Genomic DNA, 17,602 nt, shown 5'->3' with positions numbered 1-17,602 from the left:
CAAATGCATTATGATTCATGTTTCATTAAGCTGGCTTTCATCATCCTTATCAATCTCCTTACTGGGTTGCCTCCTGGTGACTGATCTAACGTAGTTTGAGAACGTTGCCTCAGCTATATCCACTGATAAGGCTATTATTAACTGCAGTTCATGCATTATACCAGCCATCTCTTCACCGCATGGTTTCCTCACTAGGTTAAACATCCTGTTTAATAACTCCTCCCTACTCATTATAACCTTCAATGCCTGTTCCTTAGAGCCGGATTGATAGGAGTTTATTGCCCTAAGTGTGTATGACCAAACATCCTTAATCCTATTGTTAAGCTCCCTGAGGCATTCAGACTCAATATTCTGCATTCTCTTAAGGGTTCTCGCCGTTCTATCTAGGGCATCGGCAACATGCTCCATGTTCTTCACTATTATTGTATCATCTATTGATTCCTTAGGATCCCTGAAGGATAGTTTCTTAATTGTTCTTAAGGCTAGGAAGTAAAGCTTATCAACTTGATCATCCATGCTCACGGTTTCATCAAGTAGTGAGGAGTCGTTGGATTCTAGGTACGTTGATATTTTATCAAACATGGCATTGAGTATTGTTGAAGTACTGTTTATAACCATCTTAAGGTCAATGTTTGTCTCCGATGTAGCAACCTTAACTATAATACCCTCCTCACCCTCAAGTATGAGGGAGCCAGGGAGCTTGGATTCAATAATCTGGTAGGCTCGCCTAATGCTTTCCCTAGGACCCTTAACCATTATGTCGTCGAAACCCTCAATGTAGCCGGCTATTATTATCCTCATGGCCTCATCAGAACTATCACCCGATGATAATACGACAGCGTTGCTTGAACCATGCTCGGAGACAACGGGCTTTATTATTAACATATCCTCCACTGCCTTAACCTCTATTAAGTCCCCAAGCCCAATATTCAATGAATCAAGCCACTGCTTAGGTAACGTTACCCCTATGCTCTTCTCCCCAATTCTAATAACCCTACGGTACATTGACATGAATTCCTAATACACACACCAGTTAAAAAATCTTTACCCTAGAACACTCCTAAACACTCGTATTAATTCATATTAATTCATCAGTAATATGCAATAAGATTAATGATTAGTTAAAAACCACTCCTGTTAAATACACCTAATAATACTTAGGTTTAAGCACAACGTATGACTATTGATTCCGTTAACCTTAAGACGAAAGCGTTAATTAGGCTAGGTGGCGTGACCTATTATGCAGCCTTGGATTACCCTTGATAGGATACTGAACGTTAATTACGATTACATTGAAAGAAGGATAGTGGACTTCATAAGAACATACGTAAACAGCGTGGGCGCTAAGGGTGCTGTTATAGGGCTTAGTGGTGGTATTGACTCAAGTGTAACCGCATCACTGCTGGTTAGGGCTTTAGGTAAGGATAAGGTCCTAGCCTTAATAATGCCATACAAGACAACGCCGCCTGAGGATGTTAAGGACGCTATTCAACTAGCCCAGATGCTGGGTGTAAAGTATGATGTTGTTAACATAGACCCCATTAGGGCATCATTCTCAAGCACAATACCTGCCTTCAAGGAAAGTGAAATTGTTGCTAACGGCAACATACTGGCTAGAATAAGGATGACGATACTGTACTACTACGCCAACCTAAACAACATGATTGTCGCCGGTACCGGGGATAAGAGTGAGTTATTGATAGGCTACTTCACTAAGTATGGTGATGGCGGTGTTGATATATTGCCAATAGGGGATGTGTATAAGAGTCAAGTTAGAATGCTTGGGAGGCGTTTAGGCTTACCTGACTCAATAGTCACGAAACCCTCAAGCCCACGCCTATGGGAAGGTCAGACCGCTGAGGGTGAATTGGGTGTTAGTTACGCTGATATTGATGTTATCCTCCATGCGTTAGTTGACTTAAGGATGAATCCACAGAAGGCTCAGGAGGCCACTGGGAAGCCTCTTAACCTTATTGAACAGGTATGGAGGAGAGTGGTTACAACTGAGCATAAGCGTAGAACCCCAGTGGTGCCTAGGATTGGGTTAAGGACTATTGGGCTTGACTGGCGTATGCCGGTTCACTACAATGGCTACTAAGGTAAGGCTTCTAATACACCTCATCAATATTTAGGCGCAGTGATTCATAACTATGAACCTAATTTTATAAATACATGCCTTACCTTAGTTTTAACACTATAAGGCATCATAGGCTACATGGGCATGAAGGTTGGGTTTGAGTCAGTGGCTGGCTTAACCTCCTTATCTTCAAGTGCGATTCTTATGTGCCTTGGTAAAGTGAACATGTGAACGTGGGTTAACCCATCGTAATACCTGGTATTACCCTTAACATGCCTCATTAAGGCGTTATCAACATCCGCTTGAGTTAATTGAAGGGCATCAGCAGTATCACTGGCCACCATGAATCCCCAGGGGGCATCGTAGGAGTGCATGTATGATTGATAAGGCCTCACCTTACTGAACACACTCCCAATAGTCCTGTATATCACTGATAGAACCCTTAAGGCATAAGCCATGTTGGTTGCCTGCGTGGCTAAGACTCCATTGGGTGTGAGCCTACTTTTAGCAAGCTTATAGAATTCAACAGTGTAGAGGAGGTATGAGGGACCACCCTCCAATGGATCTGTTGCATCAACTATTATTACATCAAACTTCTCACTGGATTCCTCCAGGAACCTCCTCCCATCACCTATAATCAGTTTGAACCTCTTATCGTAGAATGATCCACCGTGCATTTCAGGTAAATACTCCTTGGAAACCCTAACCACCTCCTCATCAATATCAACCATCACCACTTCCTTAACCGTATCCCACTTAAGCACCTCCCTAGCTGTTGCACCCTCCCCTCCACCAATTATAAGCACCCTCTCTGGATTCCCATTAAGCACCATTGCTGGGTGAACTAGGGATTCATGGTAAACATACTCATCGAATAACGAACTCTGAACCTTACCATCAAGCACCAGTGCCTTACCTAAATCCTTAAACTCAACCACAGCTATCCTCTGGTACTTTGATTCACCTGAGTAGAGGACCCTATTAACAGCCCTTAAATGCCAACTGAATGGAGTCTCAAACTCTATGAAGTACGTACCCATTCTACTAACCTGATCCATTACACTACTCATTACGCCTAATCGCCATGAGTAATGCATAGTCCCCTTATTAAGCATTAACCCAAGTACATAATAATGAAACCCTGGATCTTCATAGTTCACTCAATGAATCTAAACCAACATAATGTATTAAACAAGTTGAATTCACTTAAGCTGAGCATTACGCATACGGGAAGTAGCGGCGGGTGGATTCGAACCACCGACCTCGGGGTTATGAGCCCCGCAGGATACCAGGCTTCCCTACGCCGCTGAAGTTCTTGAAGAGGTGGAGTGTTTATAAGGGTTTCCCCTACTCAATACTGGTTTACATAACTGCCACATGTTAATTACCATTAAATCATGCAACTGATCCACTAGTACTGGGGTTTAGACTATGAATGAATTAAAATTACGTAATATTATGGTAAAACTTATATTTAAGGAACATATTCTATATTTATGAGGGTTTCAGTGTTCTTCATAGGTGCTTCTAAGGATTTCATTGATAATGCTGAGCAACACCTATTGAAAGCCTTCCCCAGCATTGAGTTTAACTTCTTCACTATATCAAGTATTAATGAGGCAGTGGACTCAGTGTCCAAGTTACCAAGTGGCACTGTGGGTTCACTGGTTTTTAACTTCTGGAGTATTCCAGGTATTGTTAGGCCAATATTATCAAGGGGCATACCAACAATACTAGTCTCAGATACTTACGGTGGTTCAGGTGAGTTCCTAATGGAGTACTCCAGGGCGCTTAAGGCTAATTTACCAGTTTTCGGTATCGTGTTAAGGGACCTATTTAACTTAAGTCCACTGGATAAGTACGTGAGGATGCTTGAGACCATAGGTAGGTTAAGGGATTCTAGGATTATTGCCTTGATTGGGCCTGATGAATTGAATTTAATGCACCTAGAGTACCCGTTAAGCATAGATCTCTATAGTTTACCGTCTTACCTTCAATCAATATTCGGTGTTAAGGTGGATTTAATTAACATTAGGGACTTCAACGAGAAGTACTACAGTAGAGTTACTGATGATGAGGCTAAGCCTATTGCGGAGAGGTGGTTCAACAATGCTGAGAAGGTTATTGAACACACTATAAGTGACTTAATTAAACCTGCTAAGCTTTACCTGGCTCTTAGGAGGCTTATTGAAGATTATAAGGCAGATGCAGTGACAATTGATGATATAGTGCTCTATAATAGTGGCTTCCTAGATACTTGGCCATGCTTACCATTCATGGAGCTTACACTTAGGGATAGGGTTGTATCAGTATGTGAAGGAGACTTGATTTCAGGAACATTAATGCTGCTGATGAAGTTTTACGCTAATGTCCCAGGCTTCATAAATGATCCAGCACCAGATATGGGTAAAGGCGAGATTGTTTACTTCCACTGCTACGCACCAGTAAACGCTAGGGGCTTTGATTCAAGTGACTTAAGCCCATACATAATAACACCAGCACATGGAGGTGGTAAGAAGCTTTCAATACACGTTAAGCTACCTGTGAATGAAACCGTGACCGTGATTGGCTTAAGCCCAGAGGAGAGGTTATTAGCCATACATACGGCTAAGGCAATTAATAATGAATACCATTTAAAGGCATGCGCCACGAAGCTGGTGGCTAAGACTAATGTAGAGGCATTGGCGAGGAATTGGGTTTGGAGAGCTGGGTGGCATAGGGTAGTGTTTTACGGTGACTGGAGGGAGGACTTAAAGGTAATGGCAAGGCTACTTGGATTAAGGATCCTTGAGGAGGATGCATAATCAGTAAGATAATTAACGTGAATTCAAAAGACTCATTAATACCTGTGGAATTAATCACCTATATTGATCACTGAATCCCCTATATTAACTATGAGTTAAGTTTTCTGAAAGGAGAAAGTTTTATAAAACCTAGGGTGGGAGAGTAACTCGAGGTGAGTAAAATGAACATTCCAAGAAGAAGTTTCACATTAGGTTTAACTAAAGGAATCATGAGGAATAGAATCACCAATGTTAAGGTTAACAACACATATATAGACTATGAGCAAGATAATAGGAAACCCAGTAATGAAGTATTCGTGATTTACGGCGGCTTAACATTCACCACATTCACCTACGATACCGCCTCAAGAACATACAGGGTTAATTAATCAAGATCACGCTAAAACTAGCTTATGCTATGATTAAGCCAAGTGAATGAGGGCTTAAGCACTTTGTGGTTGTAGATTTAATGAAGTGGCTAAGGCATGAAGTAGCCTCTGCTCCATAGGAATTCAGCATACTTAGTACCTTTAACCTGTCTTGGTGATGCATTAATGTTGACTCTTATTAAATCCTCAGCATCATAACCCTCCTTACCTCTAGCCAATACTACTCCTCCAGGTCCCACTGCTAATGATGAGCCTATTAGCCTCCAGCTCCTCCAAGGCCCCTTACTCATTTCGCCAACACTGCTTACACCAATCATGGCTATGTCATATAATCTAGCCATTGTGGTATATGAGACTACCCAATGTTTACCATAGGGTCCATTTAAGTAACCTTCCCTACTTAAATCATACGTGGATGGTACCGCCCAACCTGATGGTGAAAGTATCATAACCGCCCCCATTCTAGCCATTGAGTGCGCTAGAACTAGGTTACTAGGTGCGTTATCTATGCATATGTTGACACCAATCCTACCGTACTCAGTCTCCACAACCCCAACCCTATCACCAACCTCATATATTGACTGCTCATCAGGAAGAAGATTAATTTTCCTATACTTCCAAAGCAAATCACCTTTAGGTGATAAGAACACTGCGGCATCATAAATCCTCCCACCATACCTCTCAGTTAAACCAGCCGCAACATAGATGCCGCTTTCTCTCGCAGCATCCGCTAATGCATCACTATATGGGCCGGGTATTGGTTTAGCTAACTCCACTGCATCAGGGTTAAGCCAACCAACATCCAGTGTTTCAGGTAAGACAACAATACTGCAACCCATTGATGCGGAGCGTTTAATGGCTTCAATAGCCCTACTTAAATTACCCTCAACATCACTGAAATTAACCTTAATCTGACCCATGCATACTGCCACTTCATTACTCATAACTCGTATACCCAATTCTTAGGTTAATTAATTTCACTATGAAGTAAAATACCCACCTAAAGTGGTATCCGTGGTGGGCCCTATTTTTAGATTAAGCAGTATGAACTTTAAGTTATTATAATTACCCCGGTGAATTAATGATGGGAAATATTTATATACCATATACTCACGTTGAGCGTAATGGGGGATCCTAAGAGGCCGAAGAAGAAGTATGTTGAGGGGAAGCCGAAGAGGCTATGGAATAGTGACTTATTGATGAGTGAGCTTAGGCTTATTGGTGAGTATGGTTTGAGGAATAAGAAGGAGCTTTGGTTAGCCAGAGCATTATTGAGGAGCATTAAGCATAGGGCTAGGGAGATACTTTCAGCACCAATGGAGATTAGGGGGGAGGCTGAGAAGAGGCTTAAGGATAGGTTATTTAGAATGGGGTTAATAAGCGATATTAATATACCATTGGATTCAGTACTAGCACTGGATGTAACAGCAGTACTTGAACGCAGGCTTCAAACACTAGTGTATAGGAAGGGTATGGCTAGGTCAATTCATGAGGCCAGGCAATTAATAGTGCACGGTCACATATCAATAAATGGTGTTAGAGTCAGGTCGCCTGGTTACCTTGTCCCAAGGAACCTTGAGGATGGCATAGGCTTCGCACCAACGTCACGCATAGTTAAGGCTAAGGTAACTCAACAGGTTAATCAGGGAGGGCAAGCGGTTAATCAATGAGGTTTGAATAATGCTTAATAAGGATACCCTTAACCCAATTCATTGAATATGAGGAAACTATTACTAATATTAGTGCTTGCAATGGCTTCACTGGCTATTGTAGCTAATCCGCAGCTTAACCCGCCCGGTGGCTTAACTAATGCAACCCACATAACCAACTACACTAAGCCCGTGCTCAACATTACTCTTAGTGTTAATTTAATCAGCTTAACGTATGAGAATTGGGTTAAGTACCCGGTTAATAACGTGGTGTCAACCCCCTTAAACTACTTCACCCTGCTAATTAACGCATCAATAATTAATTCCACTGAACCCATTAATGAGAGTACAATGCTAAGTATTAGGATTGGCAACGTATACTCATACTCAACTCTACTCAACCTCACTGCGGGTTCCTATCAATTAGTTAATGTACCAGTCTACTCACTACCATATGGTAACTACTCCATTAACGTTACCTTAAGTGTAATGAACTTCACAACAAGCAGATTCTATAACCTAATAATGTATAAACCAACAATAGTTAACGCATACTTGACTCAATGCGGCTTAACCACGTCACCCAGTAATAACTCTGAGGTAATTATACCTTACTCATCACCGATACTAAACCTTATACTTTACTCAGCTGAACCTGTTAAATTAAACCTGGTTAGTAATATGGGTGGTGTTTACTCATCTTATAACGTTACCATTAATGGTAAGTACGTGTTCCGGGAACCGTTAACATTCATGAATGGTACGGTTTCAGCTCAATTAGCATTCAATGGGCAGGCTTACTCCACGTATATGTTTCAGGTTAATTCAGTGAGACCATGGTACTCCATTAACGTTACCTATGGTTCAGCATCCTTAAGGGTTACTAACGGTTCAAGTATCCCCGTGGTAACTGGTCATAGCGTGAACTTCTATAGTTCATACTTAAGTAACTTAACCATGGAAACCATGATTAATAATCAAGTTACCGGTAATAGCTTCCTCATAGTTGACACTGGATCTTATAATGCTCAAGTAGTATTCATGTACGGTAGTTGCACTGTTGGGTTGGTTAAATTCAGCATAAATGCGTATGAACCGGTACCATTGATTACATCACCTAACTCAACGGTGCCGCTTGGTGTTAATTCTAGGATCGTTTTTAATGTTAATGTACCAGCCCCAATAGTTAATGAGAAGGTGTACATCTCCCCATTATCACCCCAGTTCCCAGTAAGCATTACTGGTAGCCCAGTGGCCCTGAGGGGTAATGGAGGATTTGAAGTTGGTTTACTGGCGCTTCAACCCGGCCCAATGCCTTTAAACGTATCTCTAATCATGGTTGATTACGGGGGATACTCATACTACTACAGCACCATAATTCTACTTAACGTACTCAAGCCAACCATGAGTATTACACCTGAGTTACTTAACATAACTTACGGGGAATTAGCCAGTATGCTAGTTAACTTAACAGCTGAGGGATACGGTATAGTTAATCAAACCCTTCAATACCAAGTAACCTTAAATGGGGTTAACGTTGCATTAGGCTCAATAACCACGAATTCAAGTGGTTACGCCTCATTAACATTTAAGCCTAATGATACTGGTGTTTACGTAGTGTACGTAACATACTCCCCATCGCAATCATTCTCAATAACTAGCCAAGCTAAGGTAATTGTTGCACCGGCTAAGGTCAATATAAGTTACTTAGTTAACTCAACCATAGTGTACGGGGATTCATTAACAGTAATGGTTAACTTAAATCCAGGAATCACAGCCTCAGTTTACCTATACTTAAATAAATCATTCATAGGTTACATTAATGTAATCAATGGTACAGGTTACACGCATGTGAAACCTAATGAGGCAGGTTACTTTAACTTAACAATATACTACCCAGGTTCCCGTAATTACTTACCATCAGTGGCTGAGGCATCACTAATGGTGTTGAAGGCTCCCTGCACAATTAGAATGAGTATTAATGGATCATTCATAGTGGGGAGTGAACTCTCAATAAGTGGTAATGTAACTGCACCAATTAGTCAAATACCAATCTACGTAAATAAGTCATTAATCATAGCCTATGTAACTAACGGTAAGTTTCAAGAATCATATAAACCACCTTACCCAGGATTATACAATATTACCGTATACTGGCCCGGTAACAATAATTACCTATCATGTGGCCTCAATGAGTTTGTGAAGGTAATTAAGGCTAATCCAAGGGTATCAATTAGGGTACTTAATAATGGTACAATAGCCTCAGGCAGCTCAATAATAATGCTCATACTAATTAAGGTTAATAATAATTTACCAACAAGGGCTAATGCATCAATACTGGTTAATTCAAGTGGAAGAGTAAGAAGTATTAATACTGTGGTGAGTAATGAAACGGTATTAAGGATAGTTACTGATAAGGCTGGGCCCTGGATTATTTACGTTAAGTACCTTGGGAATGAGTGGCTTAATGATGCTTACGTAGGCCCCATTGTGGTCTACGTTGTCTCAGGTGTGTTTGGAATCCCATGGTATATTTTCACAATATATGCATTAGCCATCATAATGGGTCTCATAATATCACTACTCATGCGCCATAGTTAACAATGAATAAAGCCTATACCTCTTCATGGCTTTACCATGGGGTATGTTTAATAAATATGCCACTACTTTAGTTAGCTGTGGATTATAAATCAATTCCAGAACATACCTGTCCAATCTTACACTTCGATGCAATGCATCTAATCTTACACATACTTTACCGTAGGGCGAACTTATGTTTATCACTGGGCTTAGACTGTATGGGATTACCAGTTGTTTCAACATCAGTGTTAACAATGAGGAATTGCGATAGGGATTCTGTATATAAATTAATTAGGAGGTTACTTAGAATGAGGAATAAATTGGGTAAGAACATTAAGCTACTTGAGTTAGGTGATATTAAGGTTTACTTAAGGATTTCAAAAACCAAGGGTAGTATCCACATTTATGATGGCTACATGATGAGTAACCGTGACTGCAGTAGGTTAAATGGCTGCATAACGGTGAATAACGTGACCCTACTCTACATTTACCTACTTATACGGCTCTCCGGTAGGAATATGGTGCTCATTAATGTTCCCGATGCATTAATATGGATTGCGAAGGTTTTCGGTAAGGAGACTGCTGTATCAATCCTGGACCTGGTTCATAATTACATGGAGAGAGGTGAACTCTCCGGTGAGGTTAATACAGTATTAAACATGGTTAATCTACTGGGGTTGAGAATAAGTAAGGAGCAGTTTGAGAATGCCTTACTGCCGACGAAGAGGATTCTACGAATAATAAGGGATGCTTAGTTTAAATTAACTTAGTGTTTAAATTAAAATCCTTACATAAGTGATTACTCACTCCGCCTCATTAACCTATCAATGAACCATGGGACAATTGAATTCTTAATAGCTGTAATAACCATGCTTAACCTACCGCTTAACAGCTCCTTCGCTAGGAATCCTGCCCTTAGGTAGAAGACCCTGTAGGCGTATTGAAGCATCTTATCAGCCTGCTGCCTAGTGAACCTGTAACCCCTCATGATGGCCCTTAATGTTGTATAATGCTCCCAGTTCCAATCCTCAATGAGATTCTCGTTAACAGCCTGGTAGTAAAGGGGTGTGCCAGGGTATGGTGTAGCTACCGTGAATTGAGCGTATGATGGGTTAAGCTTAACCGCGAATTTAGCAGTATTCTTCATGTCATCTATGGTTTCCCACGGGAAGCCTATGACGAATGACGCCACTGCATTAACCTTAAGTTCATGAACCCATTCAAACACCTTAATAGCCTGCTCAATGGTTATTTTCTTACCAATCCTATTTATTGTGTCTTGGCTTGCTGACTCAACACCGAAGTACAGTGCAGTGCACCCATGCCTTAATAACTCACTCATCATCTTCTTATCAATGGTATCAACCCTTGAACCACAGGAGAAGTTTATGTCCAGTTTCCTCTCCTCCAGTTCCCTTAGGAATTCGTAAACAAACCTCTTACCTAGGGTGAATTCATCATCAGTGAAGACTATTGTGTTTGCACCATACTTATTAACAGCGTCCTCAATCTCATCTGCAACATTCTTAGCGGATCTATACCTAATTAACCTACCCCAGTAGTATGAGGTTGAGCAGAAGGAGCAACCATATGGGCAACCGCGACTGGCCATTACGTGAATTATCTTAATTGGCTTACCGAATATGGTGTATTTATCCATTGGTAATAAGTGGCGTGCTGGAAATGGTAACTCATCCAGGTTCCTTATTGGTGGCCTATCCCTCGTCTTAATGATCTCGCCACCACTTCTGAATACTATACCGTTAATCTCCTTAAGCCCATTCCTATTCATCCCAGTCTTCTCAATGGTGTTAACGAGATCCAGGGTAGTGTACTCACCCTCACCCCTAACCACTACGTCAACCCCATTATTTAAAGCCTCCTCATACATGAATGATGCATGTGGTCCACCCATTATTACAGGTAAGTCCTTATCATACTCCTTAATTGCCTTAACTGTGTCATAAGCCTTATATATTGTTGGGGTTAATGATGTTAAGCCAACAATATCAGGGCTCCATGCCTTAACCTCATTGATGAAGGCTCCTAAGTCAATACCCTCAGTGGGTGAGTCAATTATCTTAACCTCATGACCAGCCTTCTCAAGGACCGCTGCAATCCAAGCTAACCCAAGTGGTGGTGCCCTGAGTCCAAGGACCTTATATATCTCCATTTTATCAATACCCGGTGGAACCGCCAACAGCACCCTCATTTAATCACCTCACTTAAACCCTAGCTTAGAAGCAGTGACCTTAATCTTAGCCCACTGCTCAGCCTCCTCCTTAAGCCTCCTCCACTCCTTGGAATTATATATGCAGCCTGGGTCCGGGGCTAGGACATCGCCGAAGTAGCCGTATGCCCTAGCCCTACAACCACCGCAAATCATCTTATATGGGCATTGACCACAGAAGCCCTTAAGCCTACCCCTATCCCTGAAATTCTCCATAAACGGATCCATCCAAATATCCCAGAACGACTTAGTCCTAAGGTTACCCACTGGGTAAGGTAAGAAGACGCATGGAGTGAGAGTGCCTTCTGGTTCAATGGCCGCGTATATTCTGCCAGCTCCACAGCCACCGATGAATTCTGTTAATTCCCTTGTTATCGGGTCATTGGCGATCACGAAGTGTGTTGGGGCATTGTCCTTATTGTTACTTAATTGGTTAACAACCCTACCGTAGTATGGTGCCGTGGTGACTATCTCCATGTTCCTCCTCTTCATCTCCATGTAAATATGCCTCATGAAACTCTCCCTCTCCTCGGGGGATAGGTCAATATCCAGGTTTTCACGACCCCTCCCCACTGGGACGAAGTTGAAGAAGACAACCCTCCTCACGCCTATTTCCTGGGCTAGGTCAAGTATCTTATCAACCTGGTCAATATTAGTCTTAGTCACTGTGAAGGCTAAGGCAGTGCTGAAGCCTAACTTAACGGCGTTAATAAGCCCCCTAACCGCCTTATCCCAAGCCCCCTCAACACCCCTAAACTTATCGTGGACTGCTGGATCAGCAGCATCAATACTAATCTCCACGTACCTTAACCCAGCCTTCTTAACCCTTTCAGCGAACTCCATATTAGCGAACATGAGCCCATTAGTGGCCACTGCGGAGTAGAAACCCCTCCTATTCATTTCATTTAATACTGTTAAGAAGTCTGGGTGTATTGTTGGTTCACCACCTGATAAGGCTATTGCCGGTACACCAGCCTCATCAAGCTCCTTAACAACCCTAAGCTTCTCCTCTAGGGTTAATTCATTTGGTAATGGCCTACCAGCATTCTGGTAACAGTGAATACACTTAAGGTTACATAGGTTAGTGAAGTTCCAAACTATGAAGAATGGGGCTGGAAGCTTCTGAGGCGTGGTTACACCGAATAGTGCAATACCTTTAAGTGTAGTAACAATACCCCTCCTAATAGCTGGGTCACTCAGTATTTGCTTAACCTCATCCTCATCAGCATGGAAGTAGCTCATGGTTAATTTAACCATAGCCTTAAAGAACGGTGACGCCAAATGAGCAATGGTTGGGCAGGGTTCATTACCAGCGTAGGCCGCCATAACCCACTCAAGCAGTGGCTTCCTCTCACCATTAAACTCAACCTCCTTCATTAAGGCTGATAATGCATGACGTACAGCACCCCTATTAAGCATCCTAATGGCGGCGATTAATGCACCCGTACCACTTCTCTCAGAGACTTTATTAGTAATATTATCCATGATTGAGGACATAATTCCTCATAATGCATTACCTGAATATTAGCCTGTTTACCCATTAAACCAACTTACTGCACAATGATGCTTCCACATTAAGGTGGACCTACTCATGAACTCCTCTTAACGTTAACTATGATGAATACTAGGAATGCAGCCAACATTCCTATTACCACTAGGTCGATTATTAAGGCTGCCTCAACATGAATATCAAAGGGTAATGCGAAGAGAGCCAGGACTAGGAATATTATAGATAGCGTATATGCTAAGCGTGCTACACTTGGATCCAACTCCATAACTAATCAACATCAGGGTGGTAAATATAGTTTAGCCTAAGCGTAATCATCATTAATAGACATGATGCCTTAAACCTACTCAAGGCCTTGGATTTAAGGAAGTAAGCTAATGCTCTGAAGGGGTTAACGTGAGCGTTAAGTTTAACTTTAATCAGGGTAAGTGGGCTTATGGTTAATGTAGGGTTAATAGGGTTAGGTACAATGGGCTGGAGGATTGCCAAGAATCTTAAGGATGATGGATTATTAATAGGGGTGTTTAATAGGACTATGAGCAAGGCCATTAAGTTCGCTGAGGAGAATAAGGTTAATGTGTTCAATAACCCTGCTGAATTAGCTAGGAACGTTGATGTAGTATTATCAATAGTGTCTGATGATGATGCCGTTAAATCCATTATGCTGGGTGAGAACGGTGTAATTAATGGGATTAAGCAAGGTTCCCTAGTGATTGAAATGTCAACAATATCACCCTCCACATCAATTGAGTTAGCTAACAAGATTAAGGAGAAGGGTGGGTTAATGGTTGATGCACCAATCATAGGTACTTCAATACTCATTGAGAAGCGTGAGGCTGTGGTACTTATTGGTGGTGAGAGGGAAGCTTACGAGAGGGCCTACGAGGTAGTTAAGCACTTTGCCCGCTATGTAGTTCACGTTGGGCCAAATGGGTATGGACTCTACGCAAAGTTAATTAATAATGCCCTACTCGGCTCCTACGTAGCAGCATTAGCCGAGGTGGTTAATTTAGGTGAAGCCATGGGGTTAAGCAGTAGTGTAATAATGGATGTTTTAACTAAACTGTCAAGTGCTAGGTCACCAACCTCGGAACTTAAGGTACCTAAGATGATTAACAATGATTTCACCACTCAATTCGCCACTAAACACATGAGAAAGGACCTCGACTTGGTTAATAAGGAGGCTAGCAGGTTAGGGGTCCCAGTACCAATGGCTGCATTGGCGCTTCAATTATATAGAATGAGCGAGGCAGATGGGTTAAGTGATGATGATTTCTCAGCAGTAATTAAGATACTTAAGAGACGTAACTCAACTCAACGTTAATAACGCATCAGGAGTCTTAGTGATGATTTAAACAGCTTCAATAATTAACCTTAATGAGACGCCTACGTAATGAGGAATAATATATTAATGGTGTAATACTTTAAATATCACACCTAGGCTTAGGGTATGGTTGAGGTTACTATTAGGGATTTAACCAGTAGGGTTAGTCTCGTAGGTACGTATTACGGTGATGTTGAGTTAAACATGGTTTACGTAAAGGATAGTGGAGTATTACTCGATACATCAACCTCAAGCATAATTGAGGATGTGGTTAAGGTAATAGGGCTACCTAAGGTGGCTATAATAACGCATCCCCATGAGGATCATGCAGGTGGAAGCGGTTACTTAGCCAGTAGGGGTGTTAGGGTGATTGCGCATGAGGCTGCCAGAGGGTTCTTATACAATAATGTCATTAACGTGGATTCCTTCTTCTCACTTAAATATAGGTCATGCTTCACCCCTGAATTCACGGAATCCTTCATAAGAGACTTTAGGAGTAAAGTTGGTTCACCAGTGGTTCACGAATCCTTTAGAGGTATGCTTAATTTAAATGGCGTTAAGTGTATTGAAGCCTTCGGCCACACTTCAGGTACTGTGGTGTGTATTGTGGATGATGTAATGTTTACATCAGACGCAGTGCAGGGTTTAGGCATAAGGGGGTTGAGTACAACAGATTCAATACCACAGGTTTCATCGATTGACGATTACTTACAGACACTGAATACGCTTAAGAGTATTAAGGTTAAGATGCTTGTACCAGGGCATAATTACCTACCATTCTCCAAGAGGGTTCTTGAGGGGAATGAAGTTGAAGAATTTATTGAAGCCTCAATTGAGGCTATGAATAGGCTACTGGGGATAGCCAAGGTACTCCTCAGTGAAAGACCATTAACAATCTGCGAGTTTGCGGATAACCTGATACATGAGTATGGGGTTAAGAGGAGCCTGTACCCACAGGCCTTAATAACAGCCAACGCTATAATAAGATTCTATAAGAGGAGGAGGCTGCTTAGGATTATTAAGGAGGGTGATGTTGAACTTTACTCAATTAAGTGAATCACCATACTGCACATCACTAGTAATTTAATCTCATGATAAACTGCAGTAACACTTAATTTCCCTACTTAATAAATAGAGTGATTAGAAGTAGGCGAGCGGTGTAAACCACGATGCAATTAAGAAAATTCACTTACACAGTGTGGCCTTCGTTACTCTTTAACTGCATCTCTATTTACATTAGTTCTCTGAATGTGGATATAACTGACTCGACGTCGTGAACAGCCTTAGACCAGCAGTAATCCCAGAGGCCCAGCGCGAAGTCAAGCCACTCCTTGTCCTCTGTGAGCCAAACAGCATAGTAAAACTCTGAGTCGGTGCCTGGGACGCGAGGGTCATCTATAGTGGTAGGTGTGCGCGGAGTCTTCGTTACGAGGCGTAGCTTAAGCTGATCGTATATTTCTCCTCTTAGGGATGAATCAAAGTGGGCTAATTCTAGGTTAGGGTATACCCTAGCTAGTTCGAGTAGACGCGATGCGTTTTGCAGTGAGAATTGATCAATCTTTAGTAAGACCTTTATCTCGGTGTTTGGCCGTGTTAAGAACTCTTTAAAAACGGGGATGAGCTCATTCACTGCTGAAAAGCCCTGTCTCCAAATGCGTACCTCTTCCTTTGCGTTTCTAATCAACGAGGTAAGCTCAGCCACTTCACTTCCACGACCCTTGGAAGTGAGTTGAACCCCTGTATGCGACTGTTTAATAATTTTCACAAGCTCAAGAGAGGCGTCCCGTCTAGAAAGTAGTGTGTCGTAGGTCTGATGCACCTCCACCTGTCTAATATACGACCACGCCTGTTCAACTTTAGATCTGAGAGTTGAAACCCCTAGGAAGAGGTCATCTAAGACCGATCTTGAGGTGCCTGGGATAAGTTTTAATTCGCGATCGTACACACTCGCAATCACCTCACGCTTGTCTTCTGGAAGCGTGCGCCAAGCATTACCCACGCTGACAAGTTCCTTTTCAAAACGTTTCTCTGAGAATGATCCAAAGCCAAAAAATGAAGCGAAGAGCACACCCAGCTCCCAAGCTAACCCCATGCCCGTAATAAACCTACCCACGGTTTCCGCAATACTACTCGCGGCTTCCACCGGTGATTCAGCAAAAGCCTCTGCTGCGGAGGTAAGGAGAGGGGCACTGAACACAAACATGCGCTCCGACTCACCGATTCTCTCATTCTGCTCGAAGAGTTCTTCACCATTAAGTATTTTGCGTGTTCCCTCAACAATGAGCCCAGGCAAATACACCCCGCGGAAAAGTGATTTAAAGCTCGAGTACTCTAAAACAGCATCAACATCCTTATCCCTTCTAACACCCAAGTGTTCAGCCAAGATCACGGCATCCTCCTTACTGAAGGAGAACATGTATGTGCGGAAACCATCAACAATCACCGGCTCCCATTCATAGGAGAGGGAAAGAAGCCTACGTCTCAAGCTCCTTAGACCTTGATAAATGCCTATAAACCAATCCCTGCCACCACGTACGTTGCCCCCGTTACTGAACACAAACTCTACAACATTGCTTCTACCACTAACGATAAAACGTTCCCCATGCTGATCGAGCTGCCCCTTGAGCTTGGAAAGAAGCATAGACAGTTGAGCATCTTCATTAAACGCTTTGGGTAACTCCATAATCTTAAAACCTGTTTTACCAATTCCCGCGGCGTCACTGGTGTTTAAAACCCAGTTGAGGGCTGTGGATATACCGCTACGAGGTAGACCGGTTACAATAACCGGCTCATTGCCCTCCAAAGAATCCTTAAGACGTAAATAGGAGGGAACCTCGAATATCACGCTTGTCACGTAGAAGTGAAATATAAGAATTTAAAGCTTTTGACACTATTCCTCACGCCTTAAGAGCTGTATGCCGAGGCCTTGGATGTTACTCACCTTTATGAGGCCACTTGGGCGGCATCCATGACTGAGGCTACATTAGGTTCATTGATGAACCTAATTAGGTGTTAACTTTGGACTTAAATGCCTTAAGAGGGTACTGGCCTAATGTTGGATTA

At 42.2% G+C, this 17,602-nt stretch carries 15 protein-coding genes and 1 tRNA gene; 8 read left to right on the top strand and 8 right to left on the bottom strand.

The genetic code is table 11. The features are described 5' to 3' along the window. Positions 1–15: 15 nt before the first annotated feature. On the bottom strand, positions 16–1,011 hold the full coding sequence (locus tag CMAQ_RS05680) for a phosphate signaling complex PhoU family protein (protein WP_012186156.1): 996 nt from the start codon (positions 1,009–1,011) through the stop codon (positions 16–18). Between the two features lie 229 nt (positions 1,012–1,240). Between CMAQ_RS05680 and CMAQ_RS05675 the strand changes: the two genes are divergently transcribed. Next, positions 1,241–2,098: an NAD+ synthase gene (locus CMAQ_RS05675; protein WP_012186155.1), complete on the top strand. Its 858-nt coding sequence runs from the start codon at positions 1,241–1,243 to the stop codon at positions 2,096–2,098. 113 nt (positions 2,099–2,211) lie between these two features. Here the strand turns inward: CMAQ_RS05675 and speE are convergent, their stop codons facing one another. Continuing rightward, positions 2,212–3,174 (bottom strand): polyamine aminopropyltransferase, encoded by a 963-nt coding sequence (gene speE, locus CMAQ_RS05670; RefSeq protein WP_198002054.1) that lies wholly within the window; start codon positions 3,172–3,174, stop codon positions 2,212–2,214. Positions 3,175–3,311: 137 nt separating this feature from the next. Next, positions 3,312–3,385, bottom strand: a tRNA-Met gene (locus tag CMAQ_RS05665). Between the two features lie 188 nt (positions 3,386–3,573). On the opposite strand from CMAQ_RS05665, the gene CMAQ_RS05660 reads away from it, so the two are divergent. Both CMAQ_RS05660 and CMAQ_RS05655 read left to right on the top strand, forming a co-directional pair. Further along, complete coding sequence (locus tag CMAQ_RS05660; protein ID WP_012186153.1) at positions 3,574–4,881, top strand: L-fucose isomerase-like protein; 1,308 nt, start codon at positions 3,574–3,576, stop codon at positions 4,879–4,881. A gap of 161 nt (positions 4,882–5,042) precedes the next feature. Next, complete coding sequence (locus tag CMAQ_RS05655) at positions 5,043–5,249, top strand: hypothetical protein (protein WP_156769853.1); 207 nt, start codon at positions 5,043–5,045, stop codon at positions 5,247–5,249. An 89-nt stretch (positions 5,250–5,338) separates the two neighbouring features. Here the strand turns inward: CMAQ_RS05655 and CMAQ_RS05650 are convergent, their stop codons facing one another. After that, positions 5,339–6,193 carry a carbon-nitrogen hydrolase family protein gene (locus CMAQ_RS05650; RefSeq protein ID WP_012186151.1) on the bottom strand — a complete coding sequence of 285 codons (855 nt, stop codon included), beginning with the start codon at positions 6,191–6,193 and terminating at the stop codon, positions 5,339–5,341. Between the two features lie 180 nt (positions 6,194–6,373). Between CMAQ_RS05650 and CMAQ_RS05645 the strand changes: the two genes are divergently transcribed. The 3 genes from CMAQ_RS05645 (at position 6,374) to CMAQ_RS05635 (ending at position 10,233) form a co-directional block, all read left to right on the top strand. After that, positions 6,374–6,919: a 30S ribosomal protein S4 gene (locus CMAQ_RS05645; protein ID WP_012186150.1), complete on the top strand. Its 546-nt coding sequence runs from the start codon at positions 6,374–6,376 to the stop codon at positions 6,917–6,919. 48 nt (positions 6,920–6,967) lie between these two features. Beyond that, positions 6,968–9,499 (top strand): Ig-like domain repeat protein, encoded by a 2,532-nt coding sequence (locus CMAQ_RS05640; RefSeq protein ID WP_012186149.1) that lies wholly within the window; start codon positions 6,968–6,970, stop codon positions 9,497–9,499. A gap of 77 nt (positions 9,500–9,576) precedes the next feature. Continuing rightward, complete coding sequence (locus tag CMAQ_RS05635) at positions 9,577–10,233, top strand: hypothetical protein (protein WP_048062700.1); 657 nt, start codon at positions 9,577–9,579, stop codon at positions 10,231–10,233. Between the two features lie 44 nt (positions 10,234–10,277). Here the strand turns inward: CMAQ_RS05635 and CMAQ_RS05630 are convergent, their stop codons facing one another. The 3 genes from CMAQ_RS05630 to CMAQ_RS05620 all read right to left on the bottom strand — a co-directional run bounded on the left by CMAQ_RS05630 (position 10,278) and on the right by CMAQ_RS05620 (position 13,483). Next, positions 10,278–11,690 carry a B12-binding domain-containing radical SAM protein gene (locus CMAQ_RS05630; RefSeq protein WP_012186147.1) on the bottom strand — a complete coding sequence of 471 codons (1,413 nt, stop codon included), beginning with the start codon at positions 11,688–11,690 and terminating at the stop codon, positions 10,278–10,280. A 9-nt stretch (positions 11,691–11,699) separates the two neighbouring features. Beyond that, positions 11,700–13,193: a radical SAM/SPASM domain-containing protein gene (locus tag CMAQ_RS05625; protein ID WP_232203732.1), complete on the bottom strand. Its 1,494-nt coding sequence runs from the start codon at positions 13,191–13,193 to the stop codon at positions 11,700–11,702. A 104-nt stretch (positions 13,194–13,297) separates the two neighbouring features. Further along, positions 13,298–13,483, bottom strand: a complete 186-nt coding sequence (locus tag CMAQ_RS05620) for a hypothetical protein (RefSeq protein WP_012186145.1) — start codon at positions 13,481–13,483, stop codon at positions 13,298–13,300. A 168-nt stretch (positions 13,484–13,651) separates the two neighbouring features. Here CMAQ_RS05620 and CMAQ_RS05610 point away from each other — a divergent pair, with 168 nt between their 5' ends. Both CMAQ_RS05610 and CMAQ_RS05605 read left to right on the top strand, forming a co-directional pair. Further along, positions 13,652–14,539, top strand: coding sequence for an NAD(P)-dependent oxidoreductase (locus CMAQ_RS05610; protein WP_012186144.1), 888 nt, complete (start codon positions 13,652–13,654; stop codon positions 14,537–14,539). Between the two features lie 126 nt (positions 14,540–14,665). Next, on the top strand, positions 14,666–15,595 hold the full coding sequence (locus CMAQ_RS05605) for an MBL fold metallo-hydrolase (protein ID WP_012186143.1): 930 nt from the start codon (positions 14,666–14,668) through the stop codon (positions 15,593–15,595). 175 nt (positions 15,596–15,770) lie between these two features. Here the strand turns inward: CMAQ_RS05605 and CMAQ_RS05600 are convergent, their stop codons facing one another. After that, complete coding sequence (locus tag CMAQ_RS05600) at positions 15,771–17,384, bottom strand: hypothetical protein (protein ID WP_012186142.1); 1,614 nt, start codon at positions 17,382–17,384, stop codon at positions 15,771–15,773. Positions 17,385–17,602 lie beyond the last annotated feature (218 nt).

The organism is Caldivirga maquilingensis IC-167 (genome assembly GCF_000018305.1).
Taxonomy (GTDB): domain Archaea; phylum Thermoproteota; class Thermoprotei; order Thermoproteales; family Thermocladiaceae; genus Caldivirga; species Caldivirga maquilingensis.
The sequence above is the reverse complement of the archived record's forward strand: the minus strand, read 5'-3'. Positions and strand labels throughout refer to the sequence as shown.